This window comes from Desulforhopalus sp., from assembly GCA_030247675.1.
Taxonomy (GTDB): Bacteria; Desulfobacterota; Desulfobulbia; order Desulfobulbales; family Desulfocapsaceae; genus Desulforhopalus_A.
This window is the reverse complement of record JAOTRX010000003.1, coordinates 472317-490260: the sequence shown is the minus strand read 5'-3', so window position 1 is coordinate 490260 and position 17944 is coordinate 472317. Positions and strand designations below refer to the sequence as shown.

Genomic DNA, 17944 nt, shown 5'->3' with positions numbered 1-17944 from the left:
CACCAGGCGAAAAATCATGGCAATCATCCAGCCGGCCAAGATGAAGGACAGAATTTTTCAGCAATTCAGCTCCTTTATCTATGACCACGTCGGCATTCAATTGCCGCCGACTAAAAAAACCATGCTTGAGGCACGGCTACAAAAGCGCCTCAAGACTCTTCATCTCGACAGCTTCGAGGACTACGGCCAGTTCGTCTTCAGCCAGCAGGGGCAGCAGTCGGAACTCATCCACCTGATTGATGTCGTTACCACCAATAAGACTGATTTCTTCCGTGAACCCGGTCATTTCACCTTTCTCACCCAAACGGCCCTGCCGGCACTTCTCCGCCACCGCGGCCAGTCGACCTCCCAGCCGGTGAGAATATGGAGCGCCGGATGCTCAAGCGGCGAAGAACCCTATACCCTGGCCATGGTCGCCTCGGAATTTGCCGCCGAACAGGGCAATTTTCACTTCTCCATACTCGCCTCGGACATCAGCACCAGAATCCTTGAAACCGCCCGCAAGGCCATTTACCCGGAGGAGCGCACCGACGACATCGCCATGCACCTGAAGAAGAAGTATCTGCTGCGCAGCCGCGACAGGCAGCGCGGCCTGATCCGTATCTGCCCGGAACTCCGTGCCAAGATCGCCTTTAAAAGGATCAATTTCATGGATGCCGATTTCGGCCTGGGGGAGAAAATGGATATTATCTTCTGCCGGAATGTAGTAATATACTTCGATAAATCGACCCAACAGACCTTGATGCAGAAGTTCCACAATCAACTGCGGCCGGGGGGCTACCTCTTTCTCGGCCATTCCGAGACGCTGAACGGCATCAATGTCGATTTTCAAGTAGTGGGATCTACGGTATATCAGAAGAAATGAGACGGATTGCCGCCAACCATTGCAATAGTGTCTACCTCAAGCCGGGGGAGGTTATCATCTCCCAAAATCCCATCCTGGTCAGTACCATCCTCGGATCATGCATCGCCGTCACCCTGTTTTCCCCCAGCAAGAAGATCGGGGCCATCTGCCACGCTATGTACCCGCGCAATCCAATAGCGGCAGACCATACCAACGTCCATTATGTCGACACGGCCATTGCCTTCATTTGCAAAAAAATGTTTGAATATACCGGGAAATCCGACCTCATCGTCAAGCTCTTCGGCGGGGCGAAGGTGCTCGCCGGCAGCGAATATGGCGATACTCGCAAGAGCATTGGCGACCAAAATATCCTCCAGGCAAAAATTGCCCTGGCACAGTTCGGCATGGCCATCGCCACCTCCGACATCGGCGGCAGCCGGGGACGCAAGCTGCTGTTTTCGATGATGACCGGCGACGTCTACCTGCGAAGGCTGAGACTGGCCAGCAACACCATGTGCATAGGAGAATAGATGCGAAAAATCAAGGTGATGATCGTTGACGACTCAGCGCTGGTGCGGCAAACCCTCTGCGAAATGCTCAATGCCGACCCGGAGATAGAGGTCGTCGCCACCGCCGCCGATCCGTATCTCGCGGCCGAGCGCTTGAAAACCGTGGTTCCCGATGTCATTACCCTGGATATCGAGATGCCGCGCATGGACGGCCTGACCTTCCTGCAAAAAATCATGAGCCAGCATCCGATGCCGGTGGTGATGTGCTCAAGTCTTGCCGAGAACGGCGGTGAATCGGCCCTCAAGGCCCTGGAGTACGGGGCAGTGGATATCATCACCAAACCGCGCATGGGCACCAAGCAGTTCCTCGAAGAATCGCGGGTAACGATCTGTGACACCATCAAGGCCGCCGCCGAATCGCGCTCGGGCCGGAAACGCCCACCGCCCGAGCCCTCCAGCCTGAAAGAAATCTCGCCCAAATACTCCGCCGATGTTATCATGGACAAGCCAAATTCGAAGGCAATGATCCAGACCACCGAGAAGGTGGTGGTCATCGGCGCCTCGACCGGCGGCACGGAGGCGCTCCGGGTCTTTTTGGAGATGCTCCCCGAGGATGCGCCGGGCATGGTCATCGTCCAGCATATGCCGGAGAATTTTACCGCCGCCTTTGCCAAACGGCTCGACTCCCTGTGCCGGGTAACCGTCAAGGAGGCCGCCGACAACGATACGGTGGTGCGGGGCCGGGTGCTGATCGCCCCCGGTAATCATCACACCCTGTTAAAACGCAGCGGGGCCCGCTACTACGTGGAGATTAAGGACGGCCCCCTGGTGTCGCGGCACCGGCCTTCGGTTGATGTGCTTTTTCGCTCGGCGGCACGCTATGCCGGTAAAAACCTTGTCGGGGTCATCATGACCGGCATGGGCGATGACGGGGCGCGGAGCATGAAAGAGATGGCCGATGGCGGGGCGATCAATATCGCCCAGGACGAGGCCTCCTGCGTGGTGTTCGGTATGCCGGCGGAGGCGATAAAACATGGGGGAGTTCACAAGATACTGCCGCTGAACCTTATTGCCCAAGAGGTGCTGCGCCTGTGTTTGTGAACGCCGACATGATAATCAGCGACCGGAACCTGAAGAGATGAATGTAAGCAACAGCCAAAGAGAACTTTTCCGGTCGTGCGAGATACTCTTTGGCGACGATCTGCGGATCTCAGGCGAGTTTCTTCACTATCTGCAGATCAGCGGGGTCAAAAGCGCCTTTCGCAAGCGGGCGATGGAAACCCATCCGGACACGCAGATGGGCAGGGACCTGCCGGAACGCCAGGGCAACACCGAGCCCTTTTCCACGGTGCGCAAGGCCTATGAGAATCTGCTGGTCTATTTGCGAGAGAAAGAATCCCTCCCACCTCCCCCGGCGTTTCGGGCAAGTGTAGCCCCCTCGGCAGACAAGACCACTTCTGGCCGGTATCCTTTCGACTACAGCCGGCAACGGTCCCGGCCGGTAGCGGGGCAAACAGTCAAACCGATCATCCTCACTGGCGACATCCAGCGAACCTCAGAATTTTCCAGTACCGAAAGATACTATCAGGGCGCCCTGCCCCGCCGCCAGCTGCTCTTCGGCCATTTCTTGTACTATTCAGGCCTTGCCAACTGGCGGACCATTGCCAGGGTCCTTGCCTGGCAGCGGATCGAACGGCCACGTATCGGCGAACTGGGACGGCGTTTCGGCATCTTTGACCAGGATGACATCGCCACCATCCTCCATAACCGGCAGCACCGCAGACCCTTTGGCGAGACCGCCCGGATGCTCGGAATGCTCAGCGAACAGCAGCTGCGCATGCTTATCTACCAGCAACAACGCCTGCAGAAGAAATTTGGCACCATTCTGCTTGAGAAAAATCTCATCAACGATTATGAATTACAGGAACTTCTCTTGCAGTTCGAAAATCATAACACCGCCATCCACGCCGAAAGGCGGGACTAACAAAGGGCCACGGCAATGAAGACGATCCTGGTCATTGAGGACAATGAGAACATGCTGCGCATGATGAGCGATCTCCTTTCACGCTCCGGCTACAAAGTACTCTCGGCCATTGATGGTGTTCAGGGGGTAAATTCTTATCGCGCCAGCAAACCCGACCTGGTTATCACCGACATCATCATGCCGGACAAGGAAGGGCTCGAAGTCATCATGGAACTGGTGCAGGAGACGCCCCGGCCGAAAATTATCGCCATGTCGGGCGGCGGCATGATGGAGCCGCGCACCTACCTGTCGCTTGCCGAGAAACTGGGTGCCGACGCAATTCTCGAAAAACCCTTTCGACCGGTGGAACTTCTCTCTCTGGTAGAAAAGCTCCTTTCCTAAGCCCCCCGCCGTTCTGCCGCCTCACCCCGGCCATCGATGTTTCGAGGCCCGGCCACAGGTATAATACCGGAGAAAGAAAATCTCCGGTCAGGTATTTGAATCGCCCCAAGGCCTGTGATACACTTCGTCTATTGAAGTGGACGAGAAGCGCAGGCAAGCTTCTTCTTTCCTAAATTACGATACTGTTTCAAGTACATAGAACTACTGATGGCGACAATCGGCTTAGATCTGTCCGAGACTAACCTCGAAAACCTGCTGCTGCAGCACAAGTACCTTACCGCGGTACGGCGGGTGGCGCGTGGGGTAGCTCACAGCTATAACAACATCTTTACCGGTCTCGGCGGGCAAACCGCCATGCTCCAGCAGGCGAACGCCCTCCTCGGCGATCTCGCAGGCAAGCGGGGTGAATTGATCGACGAATTGCTGCAACGCGGCATCAGCCAGACCGCAAATCTTTATGGATTCACCCGCGACGGGGAAACCGCCTGCGGCAGCCAATCGCCCCTCCTTCTCGCAAGCAAGGCCGTTGAACTGCTGAACTGCATCTCCCGCGTCCATCGCTTCGTCGTTGAGTCGGCCATCGACCAGGAAAAGATCATCGGCAATGGCCGGGACATCATCCTGCTGCTTTTTTATCTGGGAGAAAACTGCGTTGACGCCACCCCGGAGGGCGGCGAAATTTCATTGAGCATCGGATTGGCAAAGGACACCACTCCCGCGACCCTGGCCTTCACTTTCAGAGACCACGGGCCGGGCTGCCCGGATAACGTCGCCGCCTCTCCGGGAAGATCGATCCTGCCTGGTCCTGCCGGCAGCGCCCTGCCCGGCCTCGGCCTTTATGCGGCGCGCATCCTGGCCGAGCGACACCGGGGAAGGCTCCGCATAAGCCGCGACGCGGACCACACCACCCTGGCCAGTGCCAACTTTCCTGTGACGGGCGAGGGAAAAAAGGCGCAATACCCCGAAATCCTTTCCGATGCCGGGCACATGCCGGGGAACACCGGACTGGCCAAGCAATGCTTTTTAGTGGTGGAAGACGACGAGGCGATGCGCACCCTGCTCCTCAACCGCCTGCAGCGACGCGGGCATATGGTGTTTTGTGTCAATACCTGCGCCGAAGCGCAGGAAGAATACCAACACCTGCATGATATAATCACCACCGTGCTGATGGATGTCGGCCTTCGTGACGGCAACGGCTACGAATGCCAGCGGAAGCTGCTGGCTATCAAACCTGGGGCACGGATTATTTTTATGTCCGGACAAGAGCGCGAGACAAGCCCGGGGGGAACTACCGGGAACGCAGCTTTTCTCCAGAAACCATTCACCCTCGACCAACTGGAAAAAGCGGTACGCGATGTCCATCTATAAAGCTGAGTTGAGCAGCTTGCCTGCCCATACGAAACATATGCCCATGGGGTATAAGGCACGAGCGGTAAAAAACGCCCAGGTGCTGATCGTCGACGACGAACCGAGTATTGTTGATTTCATCGCCACCACCCTCACCGCCAGCGGCTACGTGGTGGAGGCCCATACCAATCCGCTGGAGGCCATTAAAAACATTAAGGGCAAGGCCTACGACCTGGCGATGGTCGACATCAATATGCCGGAGATGAACGGCATTGACTTCGCCAAAAAACTCCTTGAGGCCTCGATCAGCACCGAGGTGGTCATCATCACCGGCGTGCCGGATGAACAAAACCTTGATCCCTGCCTGAAGATGGGCCTGACCCACTTTCTTTTCAAGCCCTTCAATGAATCGCAGCTTGTGTACACCGTCTACGCCGCCCTGCATTTCAAGAGGCTGCGCAATGCCTTTGTCACCTCCAATTCCCCGGAGCGAAAGGGCAGCGGCTATATTGGCGTATCCATGTCGACGCGGGACATCCGGGATGAAATCGCCTCGCTGGCCAATCTCGACATCCCGGTGCTCATCCTCGGCAAATCGGGGACCGGCAAGGAGATCATCGCCCGAGACATCCACCGCAACAGCAGCCGCAGCGGCAATGTCTTCATGCCGGTCAACTGCGCCGTTCTCGGAACGCTGGCCGAGACCGAGCTGTTCGGCCATGTCAGCGGCGCCTTTACCGGGGCGGTAAAGAGCACCAAGGGCTACATCGGCACGGCCGATGGCGGCACCCTGTTTTTCGACGAGGTGGGCGAACTGCCTCTGGAGGTGCAGGCCAAACTGCTGCGTTTTCTCGACGACGGCGAATATTCGCGGGTCGGTGAGGCGAAGATCCACAAGGTCGATGTGCGGGTCGTCGCCGCCACCAACCGTGATCTCGAAGAGATGTGCCGGGCCGGGAAATTCCGCGAGGACCTGTACTTCCGGCTGTCGGCCTCAATTATCAAGACCACCCCGCTCGACGAGCGAAAAGGCGATATCCTGCCGCTCATCTGGCACTTTCTCGATCTCTTCGGCACGGCAAAAAACATCACCTACGAGATCTCCGCCGACGCCGCCTCGCAGCTCATCGACAAGGACTGGCCGGGCAACGTCCGCCAGTTGAAACAGACCCTCTATAAAATCTCCCAGATGGCCACCAGCCGGAAAATCTCCCTGGCCGATGTCCGCCGGGTGGTGGGCGACAGCGGTCAAGATTCGGTGATCAGCTACAAAGAGGCCAAGGAACAGGCCCTGGAAGAATTTGACCGGGATTACCTGTTAAAAACCCTCTGCCTGTCCCAGGGCAGCCTGCAGCAGGCCCTGAAACTCTCCGGCATGCATAAGAAGAATTTCTACGCCAAGATCAAGGAACTCGGTCTGGCCATGAAGGATTTCTCCAGTCAACCTTCGGACACAGCCCTGAGCGGAGAGCACCCTACGAAATACCAATGAGGAGGTAAACCTGCCTCCTCTCCCCTCCCTTCCCCCCCTGCCGGGGCACCTGCGCTCTCCTGCCACCGGCCGCGAACGCCTTGAAATATCACTAATATCGAATACATATCTACAAATTCGATATTCCTTGTATCTCTGGTACAGGAGTTGCTTCAGCATACTCGACCCATGTGGCGTATTATCCCAGCCACCCGTCTCCCGGTAAACGGGGGAAACAGTTCCGTCCAGGAAAAGTATGCCGAATGTCTTGCTCAGTTACGATGACAGCAGCGCCAAACTGACCGTCGAGCAGGTTCTGCACAGCCTGCGCATCAACCCGGTCCACCTTATTCTTGAGGAGTTCGATGCCGAATTCCTGCTGACGGAGATGTTCGATTTGATCATCTTCGAGCTGTTCGGTGAGAACCGCTCGTGCGTTGCCATCCTGGAACAACTGGAAAAATTTGCGGCAACCTCCGGCATTGATCATCCACCGGTCATTGTTGTAACAGAGCAGGGCCTTGGTGCTGTTGAACAGGCGCTGCGCACCGCCAAGGTTAATTTCTTTTTTGTCAAACCCGTCAGCGAGGCCGAACTGGCGGCGGCGATCAGTCAATCCCTCCACCTCTCAGAAGTTTTCTGAGCCACTCTTCGCCCATCGATTCGCGGCAAAGAAAATAGGGGTGAAAACCCTTGCCTTATGCCATCGCTCTTCCGGGTGGCAAATTCACCTCCCCGGCCCACCGGACCCCGCTTTACCACGCTATCGTATTGAAATGCAAATCTATCCTTACCCAAACACTTATCACCAAAAAGCTCCCGGCGACAAAATTGTCCATGGCCGGTGGTAAATTTACCTCCCTCTACCAATGACGCTCAAGGATAACCGCCAATTTTATTTTCTTCCTGCTTTGTTGCTTTCCTGGTTTTTGTGATATGCTTTGCAACAGCAGGTGTTTACCGAAGTTCCACCCTTCCTGGAATACTTATTGCAACTTCGAAAGGCAATACAGCTGGGTAATACACTATAGGGCCTTGCGGCCAAAAAAATATTCTCTGTAACCACTATCTTTCTAGGAGACGACCAATGCTGAAAAACATGAAAATAGGAACCCGGCTGACCCTAGCGTTTTCCTTAATCCTTCTCTTCCTGCTGGTCAATGGCGGGGTGTCGTTTACAGTTATCGAGCGGCTCAATGACGATCTATCCACCCTGGCCGATGACCGCATGCCAAAGGTTGAACTAGCCAACGAGATCAACGACAACATCAATGTTATTGCCCGTGCCCTGCGCAATATCATCATTGATACCAGCAAGGAAACCCAGCAGGCTGAACTGGCGCGGGTAGAAAAGTCCCGCGCCATCATCGGCAAGAACATCGAAACCCTGCAAAAAACCAGCAAAGACCCAGAGACGCTGGCCAAGGCCAAAAGCCTCTTCGACGCCCGAGCCGCCTATATTGAAGCCACTGATCAATATATTGGACATATCAAGGCCGGTGAGCTGGACAAGGCCAAGGGCATGTTGCTGACAAAGATACGGGAGGCCCAGTCAAAATACTTCGCAGCCAGCGACGATGTCATATCGCTGCAGAATAAATTGTCCGGAGATCTCGCCAAGAGTGCTGAAGCAAGCGCCACTCGGGCGGAGATGCTCATTGTCATTCTGGCAGCCATGGCCATAGCGATAGGTATCCTTGCCGCCTTCCTGATCATTCGCTCGATCACCGGACCGGTGGCCCAGACGGTGAAATTGGCCGAGACCATGGCAAAAGGCGATCTGACGGCAAAACTTGAGATCGATCAAAAGGACGAGATAGGCGTCATGGCCAACGCGATGAATGGCACCCTACGGCAATTGCGATCGATGATCGGCGAGATCGCCGCTGGCGTCAACACCCTTTCCTCCTCGTCAACCGACCTTGCCGCGGTATCCCGGCAGCTCTCCTCCTCTGCCCAGGGCACTGCCAGCAAATCCGGCACCGTCGCCACCGCCGCCGAAGAGATGAGCTCGAACTTCCATTCGGTCTCCGCCGCCATGGAGCAGTCATCCAGTAACGTCGGCCTGGTGGCCACCGCCACCGAAGAAATGACCGCCACCGTCAACGAGATCAGCCAAAGCGCTGAAAAGGCCCGCGAGGTATCGGAAAAAGCGGTGGCCCAGAGCCATGCCACCTCGGAAAAAATCACCGCCCTGGGTGAGTCGGCGCGCAAAGTCGGCAAGGTCACCGAAACCATCACCGAGATCTCCGAACAAACCAATCTCCTCGCCCTCAACGCCACCATCGAGGCTGCCAGGGCCGGCGAAGCGGGCAAGGGTTTTGCCGTAGTCGCCAACGAGATCAAGGAACTGGCACGGCAGACGGCGGCAGCGACGGTCGATATCAAGAGCCAGATCGACGAGATGCAGACCACCACCAGTTCGACGATCGGCGATATTGAAAATATTTCCGCGGTCATTGCCGAGATCAACAACGTCATCGGCGGCATCGCCACGGCGGTAGTGGAACAATCGGCCGCCACCAACGAGATCGCCGGCAACATCTCCCAGGCCGCCCAGGGCATTCTTGAGGTCAACGAGAATGTTGCCCAAAGCTCAATAGTCGTTGGCGAAATCACCAAGAATATTTCCGAGATCAACCAAGAGGCCACCCAGGTTGGCGCCGGCAGCGGTCAGGTCCAGGCCAGCGCCCAGGCCCTCTCCGATCTTGCCGGCAAGCTGCAGGAACTGATGAAACGGTTCAAGGTCTAATTGCAGTACCAACCGCCCCGCCGGAAGCCCTCTCCTTCCGGCGGGGGAATGGCAGTAACCAGACTATGTCAATTATTGTGCAACCGCAGATCAAAAAGACCTCTTCCACCAGCTTACTGATCCTTTTATTGGTGTTGTTGGCCCTCGACCTGGGAGTTGGGATTTGGCTGTTCAATGCCCAACAGCAGCAACAGCACATCCTCGTCGAAGACCAATTAAAGGCCATCTCCTCTCTCAAGGTCAAAGAAATTGCCAAGTGGCGGCACCGTATCGTTGATGAGACCAATCTCCTTGCCGAGGGTAAACCCTTCTCCAAGGCGGTTGAGCGGTATCTGGCCGATTCTCAGCCGGAACGCGCCCAGCTCCTGCTTGATACCATCAGTACCATTGCCCGCCATTATCATCTTTTAGGAGTACTGCTGGTTGATCCACAGGGCAATACCATGGTGAGCCATGGAACCGTCGCGGGATTCAAACAATACAACAGCGCAGAAAACCTCACCGCTCAGGCAATAGGCACCAAACAAACGGTTCTCAGCGACCTGTACCGCGACGATCAGGGAGTAGTGTCTATGGCGGCAGCCACGCCGCTGTATTATGATGGCCGACTCGGAGAAGCCCTGCTTGGGGTATTCATCCTGGTAAACGATACCAGCAAGTTTCTCTTCCCCTTGGTCGGCGGTTGGCCAATCCCCAGTAAGACCGCCGAATCACTCCTGGTGCGGGGTGATGGTGACGACGTCCTCTATCTCAACAAACTGCGGCACCGGCCGGACAGTGGCATGCAGCTGCGCATTCCGAAAACCAGGCTCCAGGTACCTGCCGCGGCTGCCGTAAACGGCAGACTGGGGATCATCAAAGGAGTGGATTATCGGGGGGAACAGGTCATCGCCTATGCCGAAGAGGTTCCCAACTCGCCATGGATCCTCATCTCCAAAATTGACGACAGAGAGGCCTTTGCCGCCTGGCGCAACCAATCACTCTTGCTGATCCTCGCCTTTTCAGGTATCGCCGCCCTGCTGATTGCCCTTGGCCTAGCCATACAACAGCGGACCAAACGTAATTATTTTCGGCAGCTCTTTGCCGCCGAGCAGCTGCTGCGCCGCAATGCCGAACGAAGCAGTGTCATCCTGCAGGGTATCGCCGATGGGATTATCGTATCCGATCATGAGGGCCGGATCGAATTGCTCAACCCGGCCGCGGAAAGGCTAACCGGTTTATTACATGTCGAGGCTGTCGGCAAACCCTTGGCGGAGGTCTTCTCCCTCATCGATGAGCGGACCGGGCTGAAGATCGACGATCCCGTCACGCAGGTGCTGCGCGACGGCAAGGACTGTTCGCAGGACCGACAAGCATTTTTACTCGGCAAGAGCGGCAAGAGAACAGCCATCGCCAGCACTGCTTCACCTCTCCACGATACCAGCGGCAATATTTCCGGGGCAGTTCTTGTCTTTCGCGACCAGAGCAAGACCCGCCATCTGCAGCGACTCACCGAGAAACGCTTGGAAATCACCCTCTTTGCCGGCAACCACTCCCTCGACGACCTCCTCACCAAGGTCCTGGATGAGGTCTGTGAGCTGGTCGACAGCCCCATCGGTTTTTTCCATTTTGTCGAAGACGACCAGAAGACCCTGTCCCTCCAGCAGTGGTCGTCGCGAACCCTGCGCGAGTTCTGCCGGATCGAAGGAAAAGGCCGGCATTACGACATTGCCCAGGCGGGGGTGTGGGTCGACTGCCTGCGGCAGCGCAAACCGGTGGTGCATAACGACTACGCCTCCATGCCCGGCAAAAAGGGCCTGCCGCCGGGTCATGCCGCAGTCATCCGTGAGCTAGTGGTGCCGGTCACATATAACGACAAGATTGTGGCCATCCTCGGGGTGGGCAACAAACCGGTTAATTACGATGAAGACGATGTGGAAACGGTTGCCTATCTGGCTGGGATGGTCTTTCATCTTGTCGAGGCGAAACGGATCGACCAGCAGCTCCGCGAGTCCCTACAGACCTCCGACGACCTGGTGCGGGCCATTCCCGCCGGACTTTTTATTTACCAGTACTACCGCCCGAACCGTCTGGTGCTGGTCGGCGGCAACCCGGAGGCGGCACGGCTCATCGGCCAGGAAATCGATCAACTTATCGGCCTGGACTTCGACACCCTCTGGCCAAAGGCCAAGGACCATGGCATTCATACCCGTCTCATCGAGGTGCTGCAAACCGGCGAGATGATGGAAACCGAAGACCAGTATTACACCGGCGACCGGCTGACCGAGGCCTTCCGCATCCGCGCCTTCCCCCTTCCCGGAACACGCCTGGGCGTCGCCTTTGAGAATATCACCGACCTCAAACAGTCGGAGAAGGAGAAGGAAAAGATTCAATCGCAGCTGCAGCAGGCCCAGAAAATGGAATCGGTCGGCCGGCTGGCGGGAGGTGTCGCCCATGATTTCAACAATATGCTCAGCGTCATCCTTGGCAATGCCGAGATGGCCCTAGAACAATCAAAAAGCGAACCGAAGATGCACCGTGAACTGGAAGAGATTAAAAAGGCCGCCCTGCGGTCGGCGGATCTCACCCGCCAACTTCTGGCCTTCGCCCGCAAACAGGCGGTCACTCCGAAGATTATAAACCTCAACCATACCATTGAGGGCGTCCTGAAGATGCTCCGCCGGCTGATCGGCGAGGACATTCAGCTGGCCTGGCTGCCACAGACCGGGCTGGCCCCGGTCTTCATTGATCCATCCCAGGTCGATCAGATCCTTGCCAACCTCTGTGTCAATGCGCGGGATGCCATTCACGGCCTTGGCAAGATCATCATCGAGACCGGCACAGTCACCCTCAACAGCGAATACTGTGCAGACAACCCTGGTTTTCTACCGGGTCAATACACCATGCTCTCGGTCAGCGACAGTGGCTCCGGCATCACCAAGGATACTTTGAAGCATATCTTTGAACCGTTCTTTACCACCAAAAAGCAAGGCGAGGGCACCGGCCTCGGCCTGGCGATGGTATACGGTATTGTTAAGCAAAACGGCGGATTTATAAAGGTATACAGTGAACCAGGACAAGGTTCAACCTTCCGCATCTACCTGCCGCAACACACAGGAGAAGTCGAGGGGATAGTACGCCAGGAAGAACCGGAACCGCCTCTTGGTCAAGGGCAGTTGATACTTCTTGTCGAGGATGAAACCGTCATCCTCGAGCTCAACGCGCGCATGCTGGAAAGCCTTGGTTATCGTGTAGTGGCCACCAGCTCCGCCAATATGGCAATTCAGCTCGCCGAGAAGCATAAAGATAAGTTGCGACTTCTCCTCTCTGACATTATCATGCCGGAGATGAATGGCAACGACCTGGCAAGAGTCATCCTGCAGGCCAACCCGACCCTGAAATGTCTGTTCATGTCCGGCTACACCGCAAATGTCATTGCCCGCCAGGGCTTTCTCCCGGAAGGCCTGCACTTTCTTCAGAAGCCGTTTATGAAAAGAGATCTGGCGATTAAACTGGGCCAGATCTTTTCAGCCTGACAAGAATTCTTAACAGGAACACAGATGCTTGCAATTGACTGGCCGCTATGGTTGATCCTCACCATGTTTCTTGTCGCCCTGCTGGCCGGCTGGGTGGACACCCTAGCCGGAGGCGGCGGGCTGCTGACCCTGCCGGCATTGATGCTGGCGGGACTGCCGCCGGTGTCGGCCCTGGCCACCAATAAGGCCCAGGGCTTTGTCGGAACACTGACTGCAACGCTGATGCTCCTCGCAAAAGGACAATTGAATATTGTCAACTGTCTGCCCCTGGTATTAGCGGCGGCTATTGGCTCTATGCTCGGCACTTTACTTATCCAGAGGGTTGACACCAGTTGGCTGCATTGGGGGATTCCTTTTCTTCTCATTGGAGTTGCCGGCTATTTTCTTGCCAGCCCGCAGGTAGGGAAGGTGACTACATCCGCCCGTCAATCGGAAAAAATCTACGGTATCACCGCAGTGCCGCTTATCGGTTTTTATGATGGGGCTATTGGACCCGGAGCCGGTTCTTTTTTTGCCGCCAGTGGGGTGATGTTACGTGGCCAGACGCTCCTGCAGGCCACTATCAGGGCAAAACTGCTGAACTTTACGACAAATGTCATATCAATGGCTGTGTTTGCCGCAGCCGGCCAAGTTGCCTGGCTGATTGCCCTGGCGATGATGCTCGGCCAGTTCTGTGGCGCCTCCCTGGCCAGCCATACCATGCTGAATGGCGGAGAGAAGCTTATCAGACCACTGGTGATCGCCATGTGTATTCTGATGTCCTGTAGTCAGGTTTACAAATTGCTTTTTTCGTGATGTGCCCCGTATCAAATTCTGGTCGCAGGATCGCCATGCAGTCCATGGCAAAGCAGGTAACAATCGAGGAAAACCGTATGCTTCATTGGTGTGTGTTTCTTTGCGGCGCCGCCGTGATGATTATAGAGCTTACCGGGTCGCGAATCCTTGCGCCGGTTCTCGGCACTTCACTTATTGTCTGGACCAGCCTTATCGGCATCGTTCTTGCCAGTCTCAGCCTGGGAGCCTGGTGGGGTGGAATTATCGCTGACCGGCATCCGCAGCCCAGGATTCTTGGACGCATCGTTTTATTGGCTGCCTGGTCAACAACTGCCATTGCCCTTTCAAAAACCTGGGTACTTGATTTGATGCAGGGTATTGGCGATCTTCAGGCAGTAGCCGTAATGGCGACGGTAGCGCTCTTCTCACCGGCATCGGTGCTGCTTGGCATGGTCGCGCCGTTTGCCGTGCGGCTGCACCTTGAGGATCGGGAGCATGGCGGACGGACCGCTGGAAACCTTTATGCGGTGTCCACCATTGGCTCCATCGTTGGCACCTTTCTTGCCGGTTTTGTCCTCATTGCCTGGGTCGGCAGCACGTCAATCCTTTATATTACCGCTGCCGGACTGGCTATTGCTTCTATCTTAGCCGAACCATCAGGGAAACCGCTCAAGGCATGCTCCGTCATTCTCTTTGTTTTAGCGGCATTCCTCAATTACCATTATGATGGTTTTCTTGCCAAACAGGGCTTTATCGACACCGATACACCCTACAACAGGGTTTTGGTCTATAACAGCCAAGAACTTGCAACAGGAAGACTTACCCGGGAAATGGTTACCGGACCGCATGGACGGCAATCGGCAATGTATTTGGACGATACCACCGAGCTTGCCGTGGCGTATACCCGCTTTTACCGCCTTGCCGAATATTTTAATCCAACAATGAAACGGATGCTGGTCCTTGGAGGCGGTGGTTTTTCGTTTCCCAAATATGCTCTTGCACATTATCCCGAACTGCAAATCGATGTTGTCGAGCTCGATCCGGGGATTATCAGCCTATCCCGGGCCCACTTCGGTCTCTCTGAACATCCCCGGCTGCGTATCATCGAAGAAGATGCCCGGATATTTCTGCAAAAGACTCCTGATCGATATGATGTTATCTTATGCGACGTTTTCACATCGCACTATTCCATTCCCTTTCATCTTGTAACAGTTGAGGCAATCCAGCACATGCGCAAGGCTTTGACCCCTGACGGCGTGGTCCTTGTAAATGTCCTTGCTTCGCAAAAGGGCCAATCAAGCGACTTTTACTCGGCTTTTTACCAGACCCTGAAAACGACTTTTCCAGATATTCGTGCCTACGCCGTCTTCAACCCAGCTGATATTCGCCTGTGGCAAAACCTCATTCTCGCCGCTTTTGCCAGTCCTTTTCACGAAAATGCACCAGCAGATGAAGATATCCAGGAAATGCTCGCCAACCAAATAGCCCCCCCAACAAAAAACATTGCCCCCTTCACTGATGAATTTGCGCCTGTAGACCGCTATACTGGGATTTTTGGTTTTCTTTGATTCTTGCGGCAAAAACCTCTGATCAAAGGAACAACCTGATACGCTCTGCCCCTCGTTGCACAATACAACAATTGCGCAGTAAATGCGCAATTGCGTATTCGTGACAGCTTCCTTCGCGATAATATTGAACAGTTATGAAATCACAAGGGATTGCGAAACAAGATAGCGAGAAGAGGGTCCTCGTCCAGTTTTAATAAGTAAGCCTTTAGCCATCAACTGGTGAAGGTCATATTGCGCGGTACGAACGGAAATTGCCTCGCCTGCGACAGCCTGATACTCGATCCGGGTAATGCCACCGTTTTTAACAATGGCCGGCCACGCTTTACGCTGACGGTCATTAAGTTCTCCAAGCCAATCTGCCCCTTGCTCCGTGGAGCTATCGATTATTGGGGCTACCACACTACTATCCACCTCTTTTTCCGTTTCAGATGGCACACCCATCGGGGCGGGGACATGTCTTGCAGGAATTTCAATAATTTCATCATTTTTTCCGACTCTCTTATCAAAAAGGATATGCGAAGCCGATAAGAGATCGCCATCAGCGAAGGTCAACGACCGGGTAATGCAGTTTTTTAATTCCCGAATATTGCCTGGCCAATCATAGTTCATCAGTTTTTCCATCGCGCCACGGCTGATACCGACGAAAGGCTGTCCTGAAAGAGAGACGTTTTCTTCAAGAAAGTGTTTTACCAGAACGATAATATCCTCTTTTCTATGGCGCAGTGGTGGCATGACAATGGTGATGACCGCCAATCGATAATAGAGATCTTCCCGAAACTTACCGGTGAGAGAAAGTTGGAGGAGATCAATATTGGTTGCCGCAATAATCCGCGCGTCAAAGGCAATATCCTTGTCGGAACCCAGGGGTCGTATGCGCCGCACCGAAAGGGCCCGAAGTAAGGCCTGTTGGACCTTCGGTGAGGCATTGGCAATTTCGTCAAGATGCAAAGTTCCGCCAGATGCAGCAATAAAGGCACCTTTTCTGTCAGTCTGGGCCTCAGAAAAAGCGCCTTTGACATGACCAAACAGCGCATCCATGAGTAAATTTTCATCAAGAGCACCGCAATTAATAGAAATAAAAGGCCCATTGGACCGATGACTGATGGCATGGACGGCTTCCGCGGCAAGTTCTTTTCCTGTGCCGGTTTCCCCTATAATTAACACATCGGCCAAGACCCTGGAGGCCTTTTGAATCTGCTGACGCAAATTGCTGACGGCCTGGCCACCTCCGACGATGCCATACAGTGGTACACTCAGCAATTGGGGATCGAGATCGTGGGAATTGGCAATCTCTTTCTCCAGGTTTATGTTTTGCCCCATCCAATCATTTTCATACAGGCCTTCTCTGAGAATTGTATCGTTTCTAGCTATTTGCACCTGAAGCAGAAGGACATTGAGTGATTGCTGAAATCGATTTATTTCGGAAAAAATCGGTGGAAAATCAAGTGGAGAGGGATCATCGCCGGAAACGCGGGCGTCGATGGCATCAGCGAGAAGATTGAGCGGTTTACAGACTCGCATGCTCAGATAAAACATTGAGATAAATATAAGCGGTAAACTCACCAGAAAAGCGATGGTCAGCGTCCAGGCAACCTGGTAAGTAGATGCCATATACATAAAGCTGGTGTCAAGGCATCCCACCCCACCGACAATACGCTCAGACTCTGAGGATTCTCGAAAAACAATCGGCACATAGCTAAGATACAGCTGCTTTTCAGTCTCCGTGCTTTGGGTGAAAGATCGATCGGAAAGCACCTGACCGCTTTTTCCTTTTTGCACCTCAGAAACAATATTCCAGTAAAGTTCATTCGCCAACTCAGGACGAAAAGCGGTACTGAATCCCGGCCGACCAACGTCACCTCGCAAGCCTACACGCAGTTCATCGACAGAGAGATCAGTCATCCTTTCGGGCTCAAGCTCTGACTGAAACAGAAGCCATCCATCCGAATCAAAAAAGAAACTTTTCTTCCTTTCGTTGTCCTGTGGAAACAAAAACAGCGGTGATTGCGAAGATGCATGGAGTGAGAGAATACTCCTGATGCGAGTCAGATCGATTGAGAGGGTCAATTTGCCCCTGTACACGTTCTCTGCTGAAAAGACCTGCATAGTCAACCTGATAACATGCATGGCGATGGAATTGACCCCATCCTGAGAAGGGACCGCAGGGTAGACAACCTCCACCGGGTCACTGATTTGGACATAGTCCTTTTCTTTGCCGCTGAATTGATCATTAACGGGAAAGACTCCCGACCTGCCGACCGGAGCCTGCTCAAGAGGAACCGCAAACACACTCGAGCCATTACTTACAAAAATAAACCGTTCTTCAACCGTATTGCCCTGAAAAGCAATTTCTCGATATAGGGGTTGACCCTCCGGAGTTTTCCTCCTCAGGTAATTGAATATTTCTTCTGGAGAAAGTGAGCCACTGCTGAGGAATTGCAATTCCTGCCGGGCAGACAGGAAAACCTGGTTAATGTCATGCGCCTGAGCCTTGGCCCTCAATTGGGCATTGCGTGAATAAGCTGAATCGAGGGAGGAAGACGCAATTTTATAGGCAATAAGCACGGAGGCCAAAAGAAGAAAAGCCAGAAGAGTGGTTCCGCTCAAAACAAGGAACTTGCTGATCCCCCAAGAGTAAAACGCATCATTCATGCGAATGACCGGGTTAAGCGAGGGGGGAAATGAATAGCGCATATCGATTCCTCCTTGAAATATCCCAAGTTTTAATCGTGCATATTGCGAAACATACTAGCTGATAATGCGCAATATATCAACAACAATTATTTTTATGAATTTGTA

Annotated in this window: 13 protein-coding genes; 12 read left to right on the top strand and 1 reads right to left on the bottom strand. The window is 54.4% G+C overall.

The genetic code is table 11. The annotated features are described in order from the left end of the window. The first annotated feature begins 16 nt into the window (after positions 1-16). The 12 genes from OEL83_09375 (at position 17) to OEL83_09320 (ending at position 15145) form a co-directional block, all read left to right on the top strand. Entirely contained in the window at positions 17-865 is an 849-nt protein-coding gene (locus tag OEL83_09375) for a protein-glutamate O-methyltransferase CheR (protein MDK9707249.1), read from the top strand. Continuing rightward, positions 862-1374, top strand: a complete 513-nt coding sequence (locus OEL83_09370) for a chemotaxis protein CheD (protein MDK9707248.1) — start codon at positions 862-864, stop codon at positions 1372-1374. The genes OEL83_09375 and OEL83_09370 overlap by 4 nt, the downstream gene beginning before the upstream one ends. Further along, positions 1375-2454 carry a chemotaxis response regulator protein-glutamate methylesterase gene (locus OEL83_09365; GenBank protein ID MDK9707247.1) on the top strand — a complete coding sequence of 360 codons (1080 nt, stop codon included), beginning with the start codon at positions 1375-1377 and terminating at the stop codon, positions 2452-2454. 37 nt (positions 2455-2491) lie between these two features. Next, the gene (locus tag OEL83_09360; GenBank protein ID MDK9707246.1) at positions 2492-3337 is read left to right on the top strand and encodes a molecular chaperone DnaJ; all 846 of its coding nucleotides are present in this window, start codon (positions 2492-2494) and stop codon (positions 3335-3337) included. A gap of 15 nt (positions 3338-3352) precedes the next feature. Further along, positions 3353-3718, top strand: coding sequence for a response regulator (locus tag OEL83_09355; protein MDK9707245.1), 366 nt, complete (start codon positions 3353-3355; stop codon positions 3716-3718). A 207-nt stretch (positions 3719-3925) separates the two neighbouring features. After that, on the top strand, positions 3926-5086 hold the full coding sequence (locus tag OEL83_09350) for a response regulator (protein MDK9707244.1): 1161 nt from the start codon (positions 3926-3928) through the stop codon (positions 5084-5086). Then, positions 5073-6557: a sigma-54 dependent transcriptional regulator gene (locus OEL83_09345; GenBank protein MDK9707243.1), complete on the top strand. Its 1485-nt coding sequence runs from the start codon at positions 5073-5075 to the stop codon at positions 6555-6557. The genes OEL83_09350 and OEL83_09345 overlap by 14 nt, the downstream gene beginning before the upstream one ends. 235 nt (positions 6558-6792) lie before the next feature. Beyond that, positions 6793-7179, top strand: a complete 387-nt coding sequence (locus OEL83_09340; protein ID MDK9707242.1) for a hypothetical protein — start codon at positions 6793-6795, stop codon at positions 7177-7179. Positions 7180-7623: 444 nt separating this feature from the next. Further along, positions 7624-9288, top strand: a complete 1665-nt coding sequence (locus tag OEL83_09335; GenBank protein ID MDK9707241.1) for a methyl-accepting chemotaxis protein — start codon at positions 7624-7626, stop codon at positions 9286-9288. Positions 9289-9353: 65 nt separating this feature from the next. Beyond that, positions 9354-12803: a GAF domain-containing protein gene (locus OEL83_09330; protein ID MDK9707240.1), complete on the top strand. Its 3450-nt coding sequence runs from the start codon at positions 9354-9356 to the stop codon at positions 12801-12803. Positions 12804-12827: 24 nt separating this feature from the next. Then, positions 12828-13598, top strand: a complete 771-nt coding sequence (locus OEL83_09325; protein MDK9707239.1) for a TSUP family transporter — start codon at positions 12828-12830, stop codon at positions 13596-13598. 77 nt (positions 13599-13675) lie between these two features. Next, positions 13676-15145, top strand: coding sequence for a fused MFS/spermidine synthase (locus OEL83_09320; GenBank protein ID MDK9707238.1), 1470 nt, complete (start codon positions 13676-13678; stop codon positions 15143-15145). A gap of 132 nt (positions 15146-15277) precedes the next feature. Here OEL83_09320 and OEL83_09315 read toward each other — a convergent pair whose 3' ends face one another. Then, positions 15278-17839, bottom strand: a complete 2562-nt coding sequence (locus tag OEL83_09315; GenBank protein MDK9707237.1) for a sigma-54 dependent transcriptional regulator — start codon at positions 17837-17839, stop codon at positions 15278-15280. Positions 17840-17944: the final 105 nt, after the last annotated feature.

Bases quoted from the DNA above. Each gene is read 5' to 3' on its own strand.
- OEL83_09375 (MDK9707249.1), top strand. From the start codon at position 17: ATGGCAATCATCCAGCCGGCCAAGATGAAGGACAGAATTTTTCAGCAA.
- OEL83_09370 (MDK9707248.1), top strand. From the start codon at position 862: ATGAGACGGATTGCCGCCAACCATTGCAATAGTGTCTACCTCAAGCCG.
- OEL83_09365 (MDK9707247.1), top strand. From the start codon at position 1,375: ATGCGAAAAATCAAGGTGATGATCGTTGACGACTCAGCGCTGGTGCGG.
- OEL83_09360 (MDK9707246.1), top strand. From the start codon at position 2,492: ATGAATGTAAGCAACAGCCAAAGAGAACTTTTCCGGTCGTGCGAGATA.
- OEL83_09355 (MDK9707245.1), top strand. From the start codon at position 3,353: ATGAAGACGATCCTGGTCATTGAGGACAATGAGAACATGCTGCGCATG.
- OEL83_09350 (MDK9707244.1), top strand. From the start codon at position 3,926: ATGGCGACAATCGGCTTAGATCTGTCCGAGACTAACCTCGAAAACCTG.
- OEL83_09345 (MDK9707243.1), top strand. From the start codon at position 5,073: ATGTCCATCTATAAAGCTGAGTTGAGCAGCTTGCCTGCCCATACGAAA.
- OEL83_09340 (MDK9707242.1), top strand. From the start codon at position 6,793: ATGCCGAATGTCTTGCTCAGTTACGATGACAGCAGCGCCAAACTGACC.
- OEL83_09335 (MDK9707241.1), top strand. From the start codon at position 7,624: ATGCTGAAAAACATGAAAATAGGAACCCGGCTGACCCTAGCGTTTTCC.
- OEL83_09330 (MDK9707240.1), top strand. From the start codon at position 9,354: ATGTCAATTATTGTGCAACCGCAGATCAAAAAGACCTCTTCCACCAGC.
- OEL83_09325 (MDK9707239.1), top strand. From the start codon at position 12,828: ATGCTTGCAATTGACTGGCCGCTATGGTTGATCCTCACCATGTTTCTT.
- OEL83_09320 (MDK9707238.1), top strand. From the start codon at position 13,676: ATGCTTCATTGGTGTGTGTTTCTTTGCGGCGCCGCCGTGATGATTATA.
- OEL83_09315 (MDK9707237.1), bottom strand. From the start codon at position 17,839: ATGCGCTATTCATTTCCCCCCTCGCTTAACCCGGTCATTCGCATGAAT.